The sequence below is a fragment of the Chryseobacterium sp. AC417 genome (genome assembly GCF_979258215.1).
In genome coordinates, this window is sequence record NZ_OZ409845.1 from 206,643 (window position 1) to 223,393 (window position 16,751).

Sequence of the window (16,751 nt, forward strand, 5' to 3'; positions counted from 1 at the left end):
TTACAACTATTAATTTAAATTCAAACATAATTAAAAAATGAATACATACACAGTAAAAGCTTACGGTACGGAATCTAAGGAAGCCGACTTAAATGAAATGAATATTGAGAGAAGAGAAACAACCGCAAAAGATGTAGAAATAGAAATTCTATATTGTGGTGTTTGCCACTCAGATCTTCACACAGCAAGAAACGACTGGGGCGGAACAAAATATCCTGCAGTTCCCGGGCACGAAATCGTAGGAAGAATCACAAAAGTTGGAAGTGAAGTTTCAAAATTCAAAGTTGGAGACTTAGCCGGAGTCGGATGTATTGTAGACTCTTGCGGAACTTGTGAAAGCTGTAAACAAGATCTTGAACAGTATTGCAAAAACGGATTTATCGGAACTTATAACGGAAAAGATGAGCATTTAGGAGGTCATACTTTCGGTGGATATTCTGAAAAAGTGGTGGTAGATGCAGACCATGTTTTGAGAATTCCTGAAAATTTAGATTTAGCTGCTGTTGCACCGCTTCTTTGTGCCGGAATTACAACCTGGTCGCCTCTGAAACACTGGAATGTAGGATCTGATTCTAAAGTTGCTGTCGTTGGCTTAGGCGGATTGGGTCACATGGCAATCAAACTGGCAAAAGGTTTGGGAGCTGAGGTTACTTTATTCTCAAGAACTCCGGGGAAATCTGAAGATGCAAAACAACTGGGTGCCGATCATGTGGTCATTTCTACAGATGAAGAGCAGATGAAATCTGTTACAGGAAAATTTGATGTAATTATTGATACTGTTCCTTATGACCATGATGTAAATCCTTATATTTCGACTTTAAATGTCAACGGAACTCATGTTTTGGTAGGTTTTATTGGTAAAATGGATGAAGCACTTTTTACTCCGCCAATGATTATGGGAAGAAAATCTGTTGCCGGTTCTGTTATCGGTGGAATCGCTGAAACTCAGGAAATGCTTGATTTCTGCGGAGAGCACAATATTGTTTCTGAAATTGAAATGATTAAAATGCAAGACATCAACCATGCTTACGAAAGAATGCTGAAAAGCGATGTGAGATACCGTTTTGTGATTGACATGAAATCTTTGTCATAGACTTTTTAAAGATATATTTAGAAATACCCTTCGCTCTGAAGGGTATTTTTTTTGTTTAAATGAGTTTAAAATCTTTTGAATTTATTTTGAAGATTAAGGAGACTACGCAGACTTTATCTTAAAAAAGCTGCTGATATTATTTCTGCTCCATATCCTGATATGCCCACTCTGCCATCGCATCAATCACAGGAGCGAGTTTATTTCCTGCTTCACTCAGTTTATATGTTACGTGAGGCGGAACAACCGGTTTTGCGGTTCTGATGACAAGTCCGTCATTTTCTAATTGTTTTAAATGCTGAATCAACATTTTTTCCGTAACTGTAGGAATTGCTCTTTTCAGTTCGCTGTATCTTTTCTCTCCTGTAGAAAGCTGAAACAGAATAACAGGTTTCCAAAAACCGGAAATCTTTTCCATGACATACATTACGGGACACTGATCCAATAAATGTTTTCTGTTTTCCTGAATGGTAGAATTTTCTTTGATTGCCGTCATGTTACATACTTTAGGGTAAGTACTTGTATAAAAGTAAGTACAAATATAACTTTGTTATCAGAAATAAACAACATCTAATATTAAAAAATTCACTCATGAAAATTATCATCACAGGTTCCCTTGGGAACGTCGCTAGACCATTAGCACAGCAATTAATTAAAGAAGGTCACGACATTACAGTAATCAGCAGCAACGAAGCAAAGCAATCAGAAATTGAAACTTTAGGTGCAAAAGCCGCTATCGGATCGATTTCAGATTTAGAATTCCTGAAAGAAACTTTCTCCGGAGCCGATTCGGTTTTTCTGATGACTCCGCCTCTTGTAAGTGAGAGCAATATTATACAAAATACCATTAAAATTGGTGAAATTTACGCTGATGCTATTGAAGAAACAGGAGTAAAACGTCTGGTAATGCTCAGCAGTGTAGGCGCAGATTCTCCAATAGAAAACGGACCCATTGCAGGTCTTTATCATATTGAAAAAATGTACAGCGATCTTGAAACCGTTTCTTCAACTTTTCTTAGAGCAGGGTATTTTTATATTAATTTCTTCAATGATATTCCGTTAATTAAAAATGCCGGAATTATCGGAGCCAATTACTCTGCTGAAATTAAAGTTCCATTGGTACATCCGAAAGATATTGCAAAAGCAGCAGCTGAAGAACTGGTAAAAACCTCATCTGACCAAAAGATCCGTTATGTGGTAAGTGACAACCTTGAAGCAAGAGATTTTGCGAAAGTATTGGGTTCAGAAATTGGAAAACCAGATTTGCCTTGGGTAGAATTTACGGATGAACAGACTTTTGAAGGAATGTCACAAGCCGGACTTCCCGAAGAAATGGCGAAACTGTATGAAGAAATGGGAAGAGGAATAAGAAATGGTGTCGTACAGGATGATTTTATTAAATATGGTTCGCCCATTAATGGTGAAACGAAATTGGAAGAATTTGCAAAAGAGTTTGCGGATCAATTTAATTCTTTATAGTTGCAAGAGTTTCGGCGGGCCTTTGGCCCGCCGAAACTCTATTCATATATTCTATCTGCTCCTTTTTATTTTTTTCAAAGTTTTTTTCAGGACTTTCAGCTTTCCGTCAATTTTGTTTTCCAATTTTAGGTCTAAAATTTCAGCGATAAGCGGATAAACATTTACATTTTCAAATTCATCAATAATTAAATTATTTTTAATTTCAGATCCCCATGCGTAAAACACTGCTTTCATTTCAGGTACTAATTTTGGATCATAGCCGTGTTTTCCTAGAGATGTTTTCTGATCTTTTTCTAAAAATACTTTGGGCGCTTTCGGAATCAGGAGAATCTGCCCTATCCTATTATACCGATCATCCTTGGTTGCGAAATGTAAATATTTAGGCAACTTTTTATCCAGATAAACCTCGTAGTCATCTGTTTTATTTTCTTTTAATTCTTTAAAAATATCTTTCACTTCTTCTGAGTTTTTTACATACACCCTTGCCAAAGTCTGAGAATTATAAAAATCAAATCTTTCTTTGTTGAAAAGAATTTTAGGAATTTCCAGAGGATTTCCGCCATCAACCTGTATCATACCGTGATCGGAAACGAAAATAAAATTGACATTTTTCAACCCTAACTTATTTACTTTCTCAACTAAATTTCCAATTGAGTCATCTATCAAATGAACTGCTGCATCTGTTTCTTTAGCATCCGGACCAAAATGATGTCCTGCTCCATCAACTTCCGGAAAGTATAATGAAATAAAATGCGGTCTTTGATCTTCCGGTAATTTTAACCAATTAATTACTTTATCAACTTTTTCTAAAGGTTTAAACTTTTCATGATACGGATAATAATAGGTTGGTCTTTTTCCTCCTGCATCACTTGCAGAACCTACCCATTGTAACGAAGCACTCAACATTCCTTGTTTTTCCGCCAATGCCCAAAGCGGAATTCCGCCGTACCATTTTCCTTCCTCCACAATTTCTTTTTTGTTCATGGCGTAGTTTTTCTTCAATTCATAATCGTAAAAGAAGTTATCAACCAAACCATGATGAGAAGGGTATAATCCGGTAACCAAACTCCAGTGATTCGGAAAAGTGATACTTGGATAGCTAGGAGTCATAGCTTTAGCCTGAACTCCAGCTTTTGAATATTTTAAAAGGTTTTCAGCATTATATTTCTTGGCATAATCGTATCTGAAACCGTCCGAAGAAATCATAATTACGTAAGGTTTTGATTGTGCTTCTATATTATTGAATCGGTTGGGAATAATCACCTGAGCAGTATCTGAAATTGTCTTTTGAGCAAAAACAGAAACACAAATAAGAAACAGGAAAAACGAAAGTCCTTTCATTATGAATTTTTTGGCAAAGGTAGTTCGTGTAATACTTTGTAAAAAATTTGTCAGATTAAAAAAACATTATTTATTACGTCAGGTTCTGTCGCATTAGAATGACATCTTTGCATTAAATAAAAGTAAAGTAAGTTTTAGCTGTATGAAAGATTGAAATATATTTTTATATTAGCAAAAAATTAATAGCAACTAAAAAAACTCTATGATGAAAAAACTCTACACGAGTGCATTCCTTATATGCACTGCTGCAATATTCTATGCTCAGGATGTGGTATGGCAGAAAGACATCAAATCCTCCACTCAGGATTTTCTTTCTCAGGTAACCACCACGATCGATCAGCAATATCTCATTACAGGAAGTTCCATTCATGCAAAAAAACTGACTCCGAAAACAAACAAAACAACGGTTACGATTTTCACTTGGTCAAGCTCAACCAACAGGGTGAGGAAGTCTGGGAAAAATATTTCTCGGGACAGAACCATGATTTTCTTTCTGCCACAGTTGCGACACAGGAAGGCGGTTTTTTACTGGCAGGAACTTCGTACTCCAATGCAGGTTTAGACAAAAAAGACAATGCAAAAGGCGGCAGCGACATTTGGTTGATAAGAATCAATGAATTCGGAGATGAACTCTGGCAGAAAACCTTGGGATCAACTTCTGATGAAGAAGCGAAAGCAGTGATTCAAACCACAGATTTCGGATTTTTTGTAGCCGGAAATGTTCAGAATGCTCCAAAAGGTTACGGTTCGAAAGATGTAGTGATCTCAAGACTCGATAAAAACGGAAAAGAACTGTCACAAATCATTTTAGGCGGAAAAGGTTTGGATGAAGTGGAAAAGATGATTCCTACTTTGGACGGCGGTGCTTTGCTCGGAATTTATTCAAGAAGTACTGTTGGTGGTTCAAAGAAAACCGAAAATTTTGGTGAAGGAGATTTTTGGATTGTCAAGCTAAATAAAGAAGGAAAAGTAGAATGGGAAAAAAACTTTGGAGGTAAAGGCGATGACCATTTAAGAACTTTGGCAATGACTTCTACAGGATTTCTTGTAGGTGGTGAAAGCCGTTCAGAAAAATCCGGAAATAAAACAACAGGAATTGAAGAAGGAACCGATATCTGGTTGATTTCTTTAAATGACCGGGGCGAAGAACTTTGGCAAAAATCCTACAATTTTAAAAACAGGGATGTTTTGATGGGGATGAATGTGATTCAGAGGAAAGATGACAGAGAAAAGAATAAAGATTTAACTCAGGGAATTTTACTCGGCGGTTACACTCAGGCGGAAGGCAGAATTGAAACCGATGACGAAACCTTCTGGATGTTGTATTTAAATTCTGAAGGCAGTGAACAGTGGAGAAAACATGTAAAAGGAGAATCGAGACAGAAGGAAGAACGTTTGTCTGACATCAAATTAAACAGAGACGGCTCAATTATTTTAGCTGGAACCAGTGCCGAAGAATTAGGAAAGGAAAACTGGAAGATCGTTAAGCTGGGAGATAAACAGCTTGATCAATTAATTGAAAAACAAGACATCAAAATCTATCCGAATCCGGTATCGGATTACTGTTATGTGGAGATTGGATTCGATTTTAAGGAAGCGGATATTACGCTTTATGACATGGGCGGAAGACAGCTCCAAACACTAAAAACCAAAAACAAAGTGACCAAGATTAATACGCAGAATTTGATTCAGGGAGCTTATCTGGTAACCATTAAAACAGATACGAACAAAACGGCGAATGCTAAATTGATTAAAAAGTAAACACACATGAAGAAAATACTATTGCCATTAATTATACTGGTGTCACAATATCATTTTTCTCAGACAGCGGAACCGCCAACGTCTGTAAGCAATCCGATGGACAATATCAAACAATTATTTCCTGCAGCACCTGCGGCAAACAGTCTTATGAAATTTGAGGAAGTTCCGGTAAGCAACTATACAGGAATTCCTGATATTAAAATACCTATCGCAAATCTTTCAGCTAACAGTCAGATTGCAGTAGGGGTATCTTTAAACTATCATCCACTCAATGCAAAACCTGATGATAAAGCCGGCGATATCGGTTTGGGCTGGAGTTTATTTGCAGGCGGAAGCATTACACGAACAGTACGCGGTACACCGGATGATCAGGCTGTTTTAGCAGCTATGGGAGGTATACCGACCATAGGAATTTATTTTGATGAGTTTACGTCAAAGTTTACAGATAAAAACTATACCAGAAAATATCTTGATGCCCAGGCAACCGGTATTGGTCTGGATCCCAGCAATCCTCAGTTTAAAAAATTGTTTTATGAGGCGGCATTTATCAATAGATATGATACGGAATACGATCTGTATCAATACAATTTTATGGGGCAAACAGGGAGATTTATCATTAAAAAAGATTCTGATAATCATCTGTTCGTAGAAAAATTAGATAGAAACAATCTTAAAATAACCATCATAACTTCAAATCCTAATAATGCTTTTGAACCGACGGCTTTTGTGATTACTGACGAACAGGGAAATAAATACACTTTTGATACAGTAGAAAAATCAACCCGGTCTACATTATCAAATAAAGTGGGTTTCAAAGGATTTATCAATACCAATGAATCATCTTTGGGAACAACCATCTCTGCTTTTCACCTCACCAAAATAACTGATTCGGCAGAATCAGAATTTGTGAAATTTAATTATTATCCCGAGGAGCATCAAGTGTATTATACAGACAATTCTCAGGTCTACAGAGCTATGGATATTCCGCTCACTCCTCAACAGTTTCCTTTTGATTCTGAAATACCGGCATCACAGGAAACCAATAGTACCACCACCAATACCGGTGTAAGAATTTTGCAGAACATTGAAGTTCCCGGTAAAGGGAAAATTAACTTTACCTATCTGCAGGGCAGGCAGGATTCTAATTTCACAAATCCCCAACAACTTCATAAGCTGGATAAGATAAGTACAACAGATTTTGCAGGAAAAACATTAGAGACTTATCAATTTGATTACGATTATTTTACCTATAGAATATTGGGAAGAGATATGGACGATAAACGGCTTTTTCTCTCAAAAATAACAAAATACAATTCTGCTTTATCTAAAGAGTTTGATTACGTTTTTGATTATTATCAGAATAATTCTGGCCTCAATTTAGGAAAAGATCACTGGGACCATTTTAACTGTGTAAAGCCTACAGCCAATTACCTTTTGGCAAAAGAAGCATCTGTAGAATGCATGCCTGTCAATATTCTGAAAAGCATGAAACTTCCATCGGGAGGAGTGAGGGTTTTTGATTTTGGTGCCAATACCTATTCTTTTACCGGTGATCAGCCTGTAGATATTTATCAGAATCCGGATAACTGGACGGCGTCTACCAATGAAGTTACCTATCTGAAAACAGAAAATAATGCACGAAAATATTTCTTTACAATAGCCAGTCCTCAAACTGTAGATATTCAGACTTTTGCGAGTCAGACAACAGCTTATCCGTGGAGCGTTTCTTTTTTCAGAAAAGAAGGAAATACATATATCCCTGCAGGAAGTGTGGGACCAGCCGTAGATCCTGATCCTGCTTTTCCGCAGGACCATACAAGATATTTTGAAGCCGGAGAATATTACACGGTATTCAATGTAGATTTTATGGCAAATTACAGTGGTACTGTTAATTTTACCGTAACCCATAAGACAAAAAAAACCACCAATCTTAAAAATTATTTAGCAGGTGGCGGTGTAAGAATCAACAGCATAAGCTATTACGACAAACCAGGAGATACCCAACCTGCGAAAAAAATAAATTTCTCTTATACAGATGCTGCTGATATTTCAAAAAGCAGCGGTGCACTGGTGTTTCCCAAACCTCTGCATCACTACACGTATAATTATGCAAATACCTTTGTTTATAAATGTACTACGATAACAAAAGGATGCCAAGAAGATTTCAATAATACATTTACTGTTTATTCTTCTGATAACTTTTTGCCGGTACAGAAAACGCAGGGTGCAGATGTAGGTTACCAGAGAATAAAAGTTTCAGAAAACAATAAGGGGGAAAGCATTTATATCTACAGCTCTCCCATCGATTCTCCCAATCCGGAACTGATGTCTTCAGAATTTCCGCCATTTGCTCCGATTGGAAATTATGATTATAAAAGAGGTTTGCTGAATGAAGAACAGAGAAAGGACAATGCTTCCAGTCTTTTGTCTAAAAAAATCAACCTTTACAGCACTTCAGATACAGAAAAACTGACCGGTCTTAACTTAAGACATATGCAATCCCCTTATACAGAGTATCTCTATGCAAGTGGCTTTAAAACCTATGAGCAATATGTAGCGGGATGTGTGAATGTTTTTGATCCCAGCAATTACTGTGCAGGAAACGGAGGTGATCCTTCAGGAATTATCGCAAAAACTCCAAGCCGGGAAATTGTAGGCAGAGCCAATCAGAATCATTCTGAAACCACAGAATATCTTAACGGAAAAACCTTAAAAACATACCAGGACAATACTTTTAACACAAGAGATTATCCTACCAAACAGGTGACTATTCATTCAGATTCAAAAATTACTGAAACCAATTACCAGTATGCTCATGAGAAAGGCAACACGAGATTGATCAATGCCAATATGATCGCTGTTCCGTTAGAAACTTCTGTCCTTCAAAAACTGGGTTCTGCAGACCCTGGTAAAATAATCGGAAAAACAGAATCAAAATATGACCATCCTGCAAACCTGTTCCCAAGTTCGGCTTTGTCATTTGATTTTCTGAACAATACTTCTACCGAAGTTACGTACGACAGCTATGACAGTAAAGGAAATCTATTGCAGTATACAACAAAAGATGGCTTTTCCACCACAATTATCTGGGGCTACAACCAGACCCAGCCTATTGCAAAGGTGGAAGGAGCATTACTCTCCAATATTCCGCAGTCTTTGATTACTGCGATTGTGAGCGCTTCGGATGCAGATGCATCCAATCCTTTGAATGAACCTGCATTGATCAATGCCCTGGATACATTCAGAAAAAACACGGCATTATCGGGTTATCAGATTTCCACTTTTACCTATGATCCTTTAGTGGGAGCTACCAGTGTCACTCCCCCATCGGGAATTAAAGGGATTTATCTTTATGATGCTGCCAACAGGCTGAAAGAAATCAGGGAAGAGAATGCTACCGGTAAAGTGCTTAAAGAATTCAAATACAACTACAAACATTAAAAACACCATGAAAAAAATAATCATCCCTATCAGTGCACTGTTTGTAGCAGGTTTGTCCTACGCACAGACTGCCAATCTCAGTACGAATGAAAATTATGTATATTCTAAAACATACCTTCATTATCCGCAACCGACGGATGCAGACCAGACCATAAAAACCTCTGAAACCGTGCAGTACTCTGATGGTTTGGGAAGGCCCAAACAGGTGGTCAATATCAAAGCTTCACCTCTGGGAAGAGATGTGGTGTCTCATATCATGTACGACCAGTACGGGAGGCAGGCTCTGGATTATCTTCCCGTTCCCCAGGGAGGAACCGCTAACGGCGCTATAGTCACCGACCCGCTTGCCAATGCTACGCAGACGGATCTTTACGGATCTGAAATCATTTTTGCAAAAAAAGAATTTGACAGCTCACCTCTAGACAGGGTAATGGAGCAGAAACAGGTCGGCACGGCATGGAGCGGCAAATCTGTAAAATTTGAATACGATTTCAATGCAGACGGAGAAGTAAAAAAGTACACCGCAACCTATAATTATACAACATCTCAAGCTTCAATCAGCTTATCGGGCAGCTACGGAATCGGGCAGCTGTATAAAAATACCGTGACAGACGAAGACGGAAATAAAACCATCGAATTTAAAAACAGTGAAGGCCGGATCCTGCTGGTAAGAAAAGTGCTGGACGCTACAAAAAATGCCGACACCTACTATGTATACAACGATTACAATCAGTTGGCGTATGTGATCCCGCCTTTGGCTGTGGAAGCGAATGCGGTAGATGAAACGACGTTAAACAATCTCTGCTACCGGTATATCTATGACAGCAAAAACCGCCTTGTCGAAAAGAAGCTTCCCGGAAAAGGCTGGGAATATATGGTGTATGATAAAGCAGACCGATTGATCATGACGCAGGATGCCAACTTAAATCAACAGGGTAAATGGCTCATTACAAAATATGACCAATATGGCAGAGTGATTTACACAGGTATTATTGCAGGCGGGAACAGAGCAGGTATGCAGAGCCAGGCAGGCGGTTTGGTGATTACCGAATCAAAGCATCCGACAGGTTTTACCAGAAACGGAATGCAGATTTATTACACGAATGGTTATTTAGATATAGAGACCGTATTATCCGTTAACTATTACGATACTTATCCTACAGGAAGCCCTTCAATACCGGCTCAGATTTTAGGGAAGAACGTGCTTTCGCAGGATGCCCAGAACTCCAATGTGAGCAGCAAAAGTCTGCCGGTTGCCTCTTATGTGAAAAACATTGAAGATGATAACTGGACGAAAAGCTACAGCTGGTACGACACCCAGGGAAGACCGATCGGATCCCACTCTATCAACCATCTCGGCGGTTACACCAAAACAGAATCTGAGCTTGATTTTTCGGGTACCCCCAAACAGGTGATCACCCGACATAAAAGACTTGCCACTGATAACGAAAGAGTAATCACGGAAACTTTTACGTATGACCATCAGAACAGACTGCTGGTTCATAAACATAAAGTAGATAACAATGCGGAAGAGATTCTTGCTCAGAATAACTATAACGAGTTGTCGCAGTTACAAAACAAAAAAGTAGGCGGAACCAATCCGGCAACACCTCTGCAAAGCATTGATTATGCGTACAACATCCGTGGTTGGATGACAAAGATTAATGATCCTGCGAATTTGAATGGAAAACTTTTCGGGTATGAAATAAAGTATACCAATCCTTCCAATACGTCTCTATCTGCATCCAAATACAACGGAAATATCGCAGAAGTTGACTGGGTAAAAAATCATACGGAACAGGACTCTTCATTAAGAAGATACAGTTACCAATACGACAAGCTCAACAGGCTTACCGAAGCTGTATTTTCCGAACCAAACACCTCTCTTCCTGTTAACAATAAATATGATGAGCAGATAAGCTACGATCTCAATGGCAATATCATCAATTTATCCCGAAACGCACCATCGTATTACGGAACTGCCGAACAGATTGACAATTTAAGTTATGATTATAATGGAAACAGGCTTATAAGTATTACTGACGGCACAGGAAATTCTACCGGCTATGAAGGAGGAGGAAGCTCAATCGGTTATGATAATAACGGAAATATGATCGCCATGCCCGATAAACTGATAGATCATATTACCTACAACCACCTGAATCTCCCTAAGCTCCTTAAAATTGACGGGTATAACAAAAGTATGAGTTATCTGTACAGAGCAGACGGAACGAAGCTCAAGAAAAGCTTCATTTCAGCGGGAGATAATGGTGCGATGCACTCCTCATCCACAGAATACCTCGATGGCTTTCATTACGCATCATCTACAGGAGATGAATTATGGTGGGAATGGAATGCACAAACAGGGCAGGCATATGAACCTGAAGCATTTATCAATATGATCCATACGTCAAGCTTCGATAATGTGTTAAAGTTTGTACCCACTGCAGAAGGTTTTTTTGATTTCGAAAATAATGAGTACATTTATCAGTATAAAGATCATTTGGGTAACGTGAGATTAAGCTATAAAAAAGAAGCAAGCGGAGAACTGACAATAACCGACAGTAATGATTACTATCCTTTCGGAATGAGCTTTGTAAGGGATCCTAAAGAAGATGCCTATTTTGGAACCGGAAGTTATACAAATTTTAAGTACAACGGAAAGGAACTTCAAGAGACTGGAATGTATGATTACGGAGCAAGGTTTTATATGCCGGATATTGGAAGATGGGGTGTGGTAGATCCGCTGGCAGAAACAAGCAGAAGGTTTTCTACATATACTTATGCTTTAGACAACCCGATCATGTTTATAGATCCCGATGGTAGAGAAGCTGTACTTTCAGGTTCTGCGGCGCAACAGGCGTTTAGGAATTTTAGAAGTAGTATGCCGCCTGATCCTATTTACGGAAGAGAAAGTACATTTAGTAATAAACTGAAATTAATTGGAGATGACGGACAAAATAATGGAAAAGCATATATTGTAACAGGGAAAGCAAGAAGGGATGTTGAAAAAGCAACAGATAAAAATGAGTTTTACACAGGTAGTCTTACTGAAAGTGATTACATTGCACACATCCCTACTGGAAATAGAATGGATGCTGTAGTCCAATCTGTAGAAGATACAAGAGCTTCTGGATTAGAAAATGGAGGTTTTGCGTTAAAAGGTGATAGCGAAGTTACTAGAAGTGATGAAGGATATCCCGCTTCTCAGTCTTACGATTCAAGAGGTAATATTATTACGGAGGCAGGGATGTTTATATTTAATGTTGGAGGAAAAAATCTCAGACCTACAGATGGTTCAAAATTAGAAATGTTCTGGCATGTCCATCCAGATATATTAATAAATATTTTATCTCGCGTTCAATTAGGACATTCAACACCATCAGATGCAGACTTAATTTCGCAAGGAAGGTTAGAGAAAATTGGATATCAGGGAAATTCTTTTGTTATTGGAGCAAAAACAGGAACTGTAACTTATTTCAAAAAGAAAGGTGTCATAGTAACTGTTGATTATTCATCTTGGAAGCAAGCTGGACAAAATGCAAAGAAAAAATAATAATTAAAATTTAAATATATTATAATGAAAAAGAGTTATATTTTTATATTGTTTTCTTTTCTTTTATTTTTCAATTGTTTATCTCAAAAAGTAGAAAATCAAAAATTTTCTACAAATAATAAACTTTTAAACAAACTTTTGGAAAAGAACGATAATGTTTTCGAGCTTGTTGCTCCAGGAGGAAAAATATCATATATATGGACTTACGAAAAAGAAAAAATCAATATTTTTTTTCTCAACAAAGGAAAAATAAAAGCGCAAAAAAGTTATTCGAGTAATAATAACTGGTTTAATCAAATAAATAAAGAAAATTATGAATTAGAAAATTGCGAAGCAGTAGACGGAGGAATATTAATATTTAATATTAACTCCAGTAATGGATATAAAATTAAAGAAGAATACCCAATTTATTTGAAATGTTTAAAAAACTCTCAATTTAAATCAGATTTTTATCAAAACTTAAAAGAAGATATAAATAAATTCCATATAGGGTGGTAATATGCTAATGTATCAGAAAGTGTTGTTTTCTGGTAATGTATCAAAGTCAGTGATGAGCAATTTCAATAGATTAGCTCACTGAATTTCAACAGCATTAATAAATTAACAATCAAAATAAGAGTAGGTATTCCCCCCTACTCTTGTTTATTTTTGAAGTAAAAATATACCTAAATAACTGAAATAGACAGGGTAATTTTCTGTTAAGTTTACCAAGAACTGTTGTTGAAAAAATTGTAAAATAAATATATGAAAATCTTACGCATCTTTTTTATTGTAACTTCATTTGTAATGTCGATACAATCATTCGCACAAAATCAAATTTATACTTTGTTGACAATAGATGATATTAATATAGAACCTACTTTCATTTCTAAAAGTACCTTACAATTCGATAACTATAATGTTAAATTACTGTACAAAATTGGAAGATTTGAGATCGATCAAAATGATTATAAATTGTTAAAAGAAATCGCTTCTTCTTCTAATAATAAAGAAGCTACATTATCTTTTACGGTGACAAGTTATTGTTCTAAACTAGATAATATTACTTATAACATTCAACTTAATTTATCACTTTTTTTACAAGAATATTTATTGTTAAAAATATACAATTTTCAATCATATCCTAACATATTTATAAAGAACACAGGTTATGGATTTGAATATATTTCACCTATTATTTCTGAAGTCTTACCAAGAAAAAATAAAATTCAAAAAAATAAGTGTAAAAATTAAATGGGACGATCATTGTTATCAGTACAATGGCAAATTATGATTACGGCGCAAGGCTCTATATGCCTGATATCGGTAGATGGGGAGTCGTAGATCCGTTGGCAGAAACAAGCAGAAGGTTTTCTACATATACTTATGCTTTAGACAACCCGATCATGTTTATAGATCCTGATGGCAGAGAGGCTGTTCTTTCAGGATCTGCTGCTCAACAGGCGTTTAGGAATTTTAGAAGTAGTATGCCGCCTGATGATTATGTAGATACAAATGGCAAGTATTTAGGTAGTGATGGTGCTGCAACAAAAAATACCAGAATCATCTATGGAAATGAATGGAATGATATTATTTCTGCAAAAGGAGGATCTCTTTCTACAGACGCAACCACTGCTTTACAAGCAAAAAGTTCAATAATAACGGTAAATGAAACTCAAATAAGTTCTGATATAAATAATGCTAATAATGAAACTATTGCCGATCAAACTAAAGAAAGACAAATATATGTAGGTTTAGAAGTTACACGAGGCGATATACCAACTGCACAAATAACTTCGGTTAGAGGACCAGATGGAACAGATGGAGAAGCTGAAACTTCTATAATTGGAAATACTGAAAGACGAGTGTTTGACGGCACTAAACTTCTAGCTCTTACACAAATACATACACATAATATACTCGAAGACCCTGACCGAGTAAATATTTCTGGAACATCTGGTAGAGATAAAGTTACATCTGGGAAATTAAAGATTCCTATTCATGCTATAGATTCTTATTTAGGAACTCAAAAAGGAGGTAATGCAATTCATAGAGTTATGCCAGATGGCACTATGATGAAAAATGTGGGAACAACAAATAATCAAAGTATCGGACAGGATGCCTTAAAAAGGCTTATAAAAAATAAATAAAGTAGTAATGAAAAAATACATATTCATATTATTCAGCATTTTAATATATGGCTGTAATGCACAAAAATCCACGTCAGATATTGTATATCTTCTGCCTGCTTCTGTGAAAGAAATTCTTTACAAAGAAGTACAGAAAAGAAAAAAAGAAGGTAAAGAGGTAGGCTTTGTTTTAGATAAAGAGAATACAGAAACGTATATAATATATGTAAGTACAGTTTCTAATTCTTCAAAAAGGTTTTGGTTAAAATATAGTAACAGATCTGTTTTATTAGAAACAGAACTAATTCCTTTGTATTTTGATATGGATGAATATTTTTCTTCACCAGAAAAGGGAAAACCGTACTAAAAAAGCTTGGAAAAGAAGAAGGAATTAAAACTACTATTCATAACAGAGAGAATGCATTTCAAGTAAAGTTTAAATCAGATGGGGAAATTATCAAGTAGCTTCGGTATGTATCAGAAATACTTATAAAAATAAAATTTTGATCATGAAAAAACACCTATTAATAATGTTCTGTTTTGCTATATTTAGCTGCCAAGCACAAAAAACAAAATCTGATGTTCTATATTTTCTGCCTGCTTCTGTAAAGGAAATTCTTTCCAAAGAGGTTAATAAAAGAACCTACATAGATAAAGAAATATTTATAGTTTTGGAACAAGAAAATAAAGACATTTATGTATTATATTTAAATACAAATCCGAATAAATCTGAAAACTTCTGGCTTCAGAACAGCAATAGAGCTGTGTTTTTAGAGAATAATTTAATAATACCATTTTATTTTTCAATGGATGAAATATTTTCATATTCTGAAAAAAGAGACAATGTGCTTAATAAACTTGGAACTGAAGAAGGAATTGGTAAGACGATTAGAATTCGGGAGAATGCGTTTCAAATAAAGTTTAAATCAGATGCGGAAATTATTAAGTAGCTTCGGTAGTGTATCAGATAAGTTTGATGATTTTATAGATATATACCTTGATGATCCTGAAGAAATATTTATATAGTAATTTATCTCTCAAGATTGCATCTTGTATTTACTGCTGCTACATTCTTATTAAAGAAGTATTTAAATTTTTCTTTATTAACATTGTTTCCAGTAGTTATGCTTGAGGTTATTTAATAAGCCCGATCCATTCTAGCTCCTAAAAGCTCAAGTTTAAAAACAAAAAAGCCACTTTTCAGTGGCTTCCAATTTATTCTTTAATTAATTTCTCAAAAGATAAAGTTCCGTCTTTTAAGGTGATTTCCAGATAATAACTTCCGGATCTCAGATCTGAAACGTTAATGCTTTCACTTTCCAGCTTCACAGATTTTACTTTTCTTCCCTGTAGATTCATAAATATCGACAGATTTTATTTTATCTGCATTTTTGAAGCTTACAGTTTCCTTCGCAGGATTTGGGTAAAGTACCACTTTTTTACTTTCTGCCAACAAATCATTAGTTCCTAATGATGCTGTCATTGTTAAAGAAGTATACCCTCTGTTTGTTCCTCCGTGATAACCACTTGACAAAGCAGTTCCGGGTCCTTTAGCAAAGAAAATATTTAGTGTTCCTGCACTGTTTGCGATTGCCATATCACCTGCACCTCCTGATAAAGATCTTGTAGCAATCACTGTTCTAATTCCGCCTGAAGTTGTGTTAGTGGTTTGTGTCCAATCTTGGGTAGCATCTGCTGTAGGAGTTGATCCCACTCCTACAAATGTGTAATCTCTACTGGTAGTTGAATTATAAATAAAACCATCTTTCCCACTTTGCATACCCTCACCAGCATTTCCGAAACCAATTCCTAAGTAAGAGGTATCACTTCCTGTAAGCGTTATTGTAGCTAAAGTAGGAGTTGTATCCAACTTTACGGTCATCCCGGTCGATCCAAGATTGACCACACCCGATGAAAACTGTGCCTGAGCAATTGTTGCCAAAGCCAGACTTGAAATAAGTAATAATTTTTTCAT

At 36.3% G+C, this 16,751-nt stretch carries 15 protein-coding genes; 11 read left to right on the top strand and 4 right to left on the bottom strand.

What is annotated here, in order from left to right:
• The first annotated feature begins 37 nt into the window (after positions 1-37).
• On the top strand, positions 38-1,093 hold the full coding sequence (locus ACZZ9T_RS01005) for an NAD(P)-dependent alcohol dehydrogenase (protein WP_463429584.1): 1,056 nt from the start codon (positions 38-40) through the stop codon (positions 1,091-1,093).
• 136 nt (positions 1,094-1,229) lie between these two features.
• On the opposite strand, the gene ACZZ9T_RS01010 is transcribed toward ACZZ9T_RS01005, so the two are convergent.
• Entirely contained in the window at positions 1,230-1,586 is a 357-nt protein-coding gene (locus ACZZ9T_RS01010; protein WP_463429585.1) for a winged helix-turn-helix transcriptional regulator, read from the bottom strand.
• A gap of 95 nt (positions 1,587-1,681) precedes the next feature.
• On the opposite strand from ACZZ9T_RS01010, the gene ACZZ9T_RS01015 reads away from it, so the two are divergent.
• Positions 1,682-2,569, top strand: a complete 888-nt coding sequence (locus ACZZ9T_RS01015) for an NmrA family NAD(P)-binding protein (protein ID WP_463440560.1) — start codon at positions 1,682-1,684, stop codon at positions 2,567-2,569.
• A 51-nt stretch (positions 2,570-2,620) separates the two neighbouring features.
• On the opposite strand, the gene ACZZ9T_RS01020 is transcribed toward ACZZ9T_RS01015, so the two are convergent.
• The gene (locus tag ACZZ9T_RS01020) at positions 2,621-3,910 is read right to left on the bottom strand and encodes an alkaline phosphatase family protein (RefSeq protein ID WP_463440561.1); all 1,290 of its coding nucleotides are present in this window, start codon (positions 3,908-3,910) and stop codon (positions 2,621-2,623) included.
• A gap of 205 nt (positions 3,911-4,115) precedes the next feature.
• Between ACZZ9T_RS01020 and ACZZ9T_RS01025 the strand changes: the two genes are divergently transcribed.
• From ACZZ9T_RS01025 to ACZZ9T_RS01065, 9 genes are all read left to right on the top strand, one after another.
• Complete coding sequence (locus tag ACZZ9T_RS01025; protein ID WP_463440562.1) at positions 4,116-4,472, top strand: hypothetical protein; 357 nt, start codon at positions 4,116-4,118, stop codon at positions 4,470-4,472.
• 755 nt (positions 4,473-5,227) lie between these two features.
• Positions 5,228-5,671: a T9SS type A sorting domain-containing protein gene (locus tag ACZZ9T_RS01030; RefSeq protein WP_463442969.1), complete on the top strand. Its 444-nt coding sequence runs from the start codon at positions 5,228-5,230 to the stop codon at positions 5,669-5,671.
• 6 nt (positions 5,672-5,677) lie between these two features.
• Complete coding sequence (locus ACZZ9T_RS01035) at positions 5,678-9,112, top strand: hypothetical protein (RefSeq protein ID WP_463440563.1); 3,435 nt, start codon at positions 5,678-5,680, stop codon at positions 9,110-9,112.
• A gap of 7 nt (positions 9,113-9,119) precedes the next feature.
• Positions 9,120-12,668, top strand: a complete 3,549-nt coding sequence (locus tag ACZZ9T_RS01040; RefSeq protein ID WP_463440564.1) for a DUF6443 domain-containing protein — start codon at positions 9,120-9,122, stop codon at positions 12,666-12,668.
• 24 nt (positions 12,669-12,692) lie between these two features.
• Complete coding sequence (locus tag ACZZ9T_RS01045) at positions 12,693-13,166, top strand: hypothetical protein (RefSeq protein WP_463440565.1); 474 nt, start codon at positions 12,693-12,695, stop codon at positions 13,164-13,166.
• Positions 13,167-13,412: 246 nt separating this feature from the next.
• Complete coding sequence (locus ACZZ9T_RS01050; protein WP_463440566.1) at positions 13,413-13,901, top strand: hypothetical protein; 489 nt, start codon at positions 13,413-13,415, stop codon at positions 13,899-13,901.
• Between the two features lie 26 nt (positions 13,902-13,927).
• On the top strand, positions 13,928-14,797 hold the full coding sequence (locus tag ACZZ9T_RS01055) for an RHS repeat-associated core domain-containing protein (RefSeq protein WP_463440567.1): 870 nt from the start codon (positions 13,928-13,930) through the stop codon (positions 14,795-14,797).
• 7 nt (positions 14,798-14,804) lie between these two features.
• Positions 14,805-15,143, top strand: coding sequence for a hypothetical protein (locus ACZZ9T_RS01060; RefSeq protein WP_463440568.1), 339 nt, complete (start codon positions 14,805-14,807; stop codon positions 15,141-15,143).
• Between the two features lie 142 nt (positions 15,144-15,285).
• A complete protein-coding gene (locus ACZZ9T_RS01065) occupies positions 15,286-15,726 on the top strand; it encodes a hypothetical protein (protein WP_463440569.1) in 441 nt (146 codons plus the stop codon).
• A 265-nt stretch (positions 15,727-15,991) separates the two neighbouring features.
• Here ACZZ9T_RS01065 and ACZZ9T_RS01070 read toward each other — a convergent pair whose 3' ends face one another.
• A complete protein-coding gene (locus ACZZ9T_RS01070; protein WP_463440570.1) occupies positions 15,992-16,135 on the bottom strand; it encodes a T9SS type A sorting domain-containing protein in 144 nt (47 codons plus the stop codon).
• Positions 16,089-16,751 (bottom strand): DOMON domain-containing protein, encoded by a 663-nt coding sequence (locus tag ACZZ9T_RS01075; RefSeq protein WP_463440571.1) that lies wholly within the window; start codon positions 16,749-16,751, stop codon positions 16,089-16,091. The genes ACZZ9T_RS01070 and ACZZ9T_RS01075 overlap by 47 nt, the downstream gene beginning before the upstream one ends.

Bases quoted from the DNA above. Each gene is read 5' to 3' on its own strand.
- ACZZ9T_RS01005 (WP_463429584.1), top strand. From the start codon at position 38: ATGAATACATACACAGTAAAAGCTTACGGTACGGAATCTAAGGAAGCC.
- ACZZ9T_RS01010 (WP_463429585.1), bottom strand. From the start codon at position 1,586: ATGACGGCAATCAAAGAAAATTCTACCATTCAGGAAAACAGAAAACAT.
- ACZZ9T_RS01015 (WP_463440560.1), top strand. From the start codon at position 1,682: ATGAAAATTATCATCACAGGTTCCCTTGGGAACGTCGCTAGACCATTA.
- ACZZ9T_RS01020 (WP_463440561.1), bottom strand. From the start codon at position 3,910: ATGAAAGGACTTTCGTTTTTCCTGTTTCTTATTTGTGTTTCTGTTTTT.
- ACZZ9T_RS01025 (WP_463440562.1), top strand. From the start codon at position 4,116: ATGAAAAAACTCTACACGAGTGCATTCCTTATATGCACTGCTGCAATA.
- ACZZ9T_RS01030 (WP_463442969.1), top strand. From the start codon at position 5,228: ATGTTGTATTTAAATTCTGAAGGCAGTGAACAGTGGAGAAAACATGTA.
- ACZZ9T_RS01035 (WP_463440563.1), top strand. From the start codon at position 5,678: ATGAAGAAAATACTATTGCCATTAATTATACTGGTGTCACAATATCAT.
- ACZZ9T_RS01040 (WP_463440564.1), top strand. From the start codon at position 9,120: ATGAAAAAAATAATCATCCCTATCAGTGCACTGTTTGTAGCAGGTTTG.
- ACZZ9T_RS01045 (WP_463440565.1), top strand. From the start codon at position 12,693: ATGAAAAAGAGTTATATTTTTATATTGTTTTCTTTTCTTTTATTTTTC.
- ACZZ9T_RS01050 (WP_463440566.1), top strand. From the start codon at position 13,413: ATGAAAATCTTACGCATCTTTTTTATTGTAACTTCATTTGTAATGTCG.
- ACZZ9T_RS01055 (WP_463440567.1), top strand. From the start codon at position 13,928: ATGGCAAATTATGATTACGGCGCAAGGCTCTATATGCCTGATATCGGT.
- ACZZ9T_RS01060 (WP_463440568.1), top strand. From the start codon at position 14,805: ATGAAAAAATACATATTCATATTATTCAGCATTTTAATATATGGCTGT.
- ACZZ9T_RS01065 (WP_463440569.1), top strand. From the start codon at position 15,286: ATGAAAAAACACCTATTAATAATGTTCTGTTTTGCTATATTTAGCTGC.
- ACZZ9T_RS01070 (WP_463440570.1), bottom strand. From the start codon at position 16,135: ATGAATCTACAGGGAAGAAAAGTAAAATCTGTGAAGCTGGAAAGTGAA.
- ACZZ9T_RS01075 (WP_463440571.1), bottom strand. From the start codon at position 16,751: ATGAAAAAATTATTACTTATTTCAAGTCTGGCTTTGGCAACAATTGCT.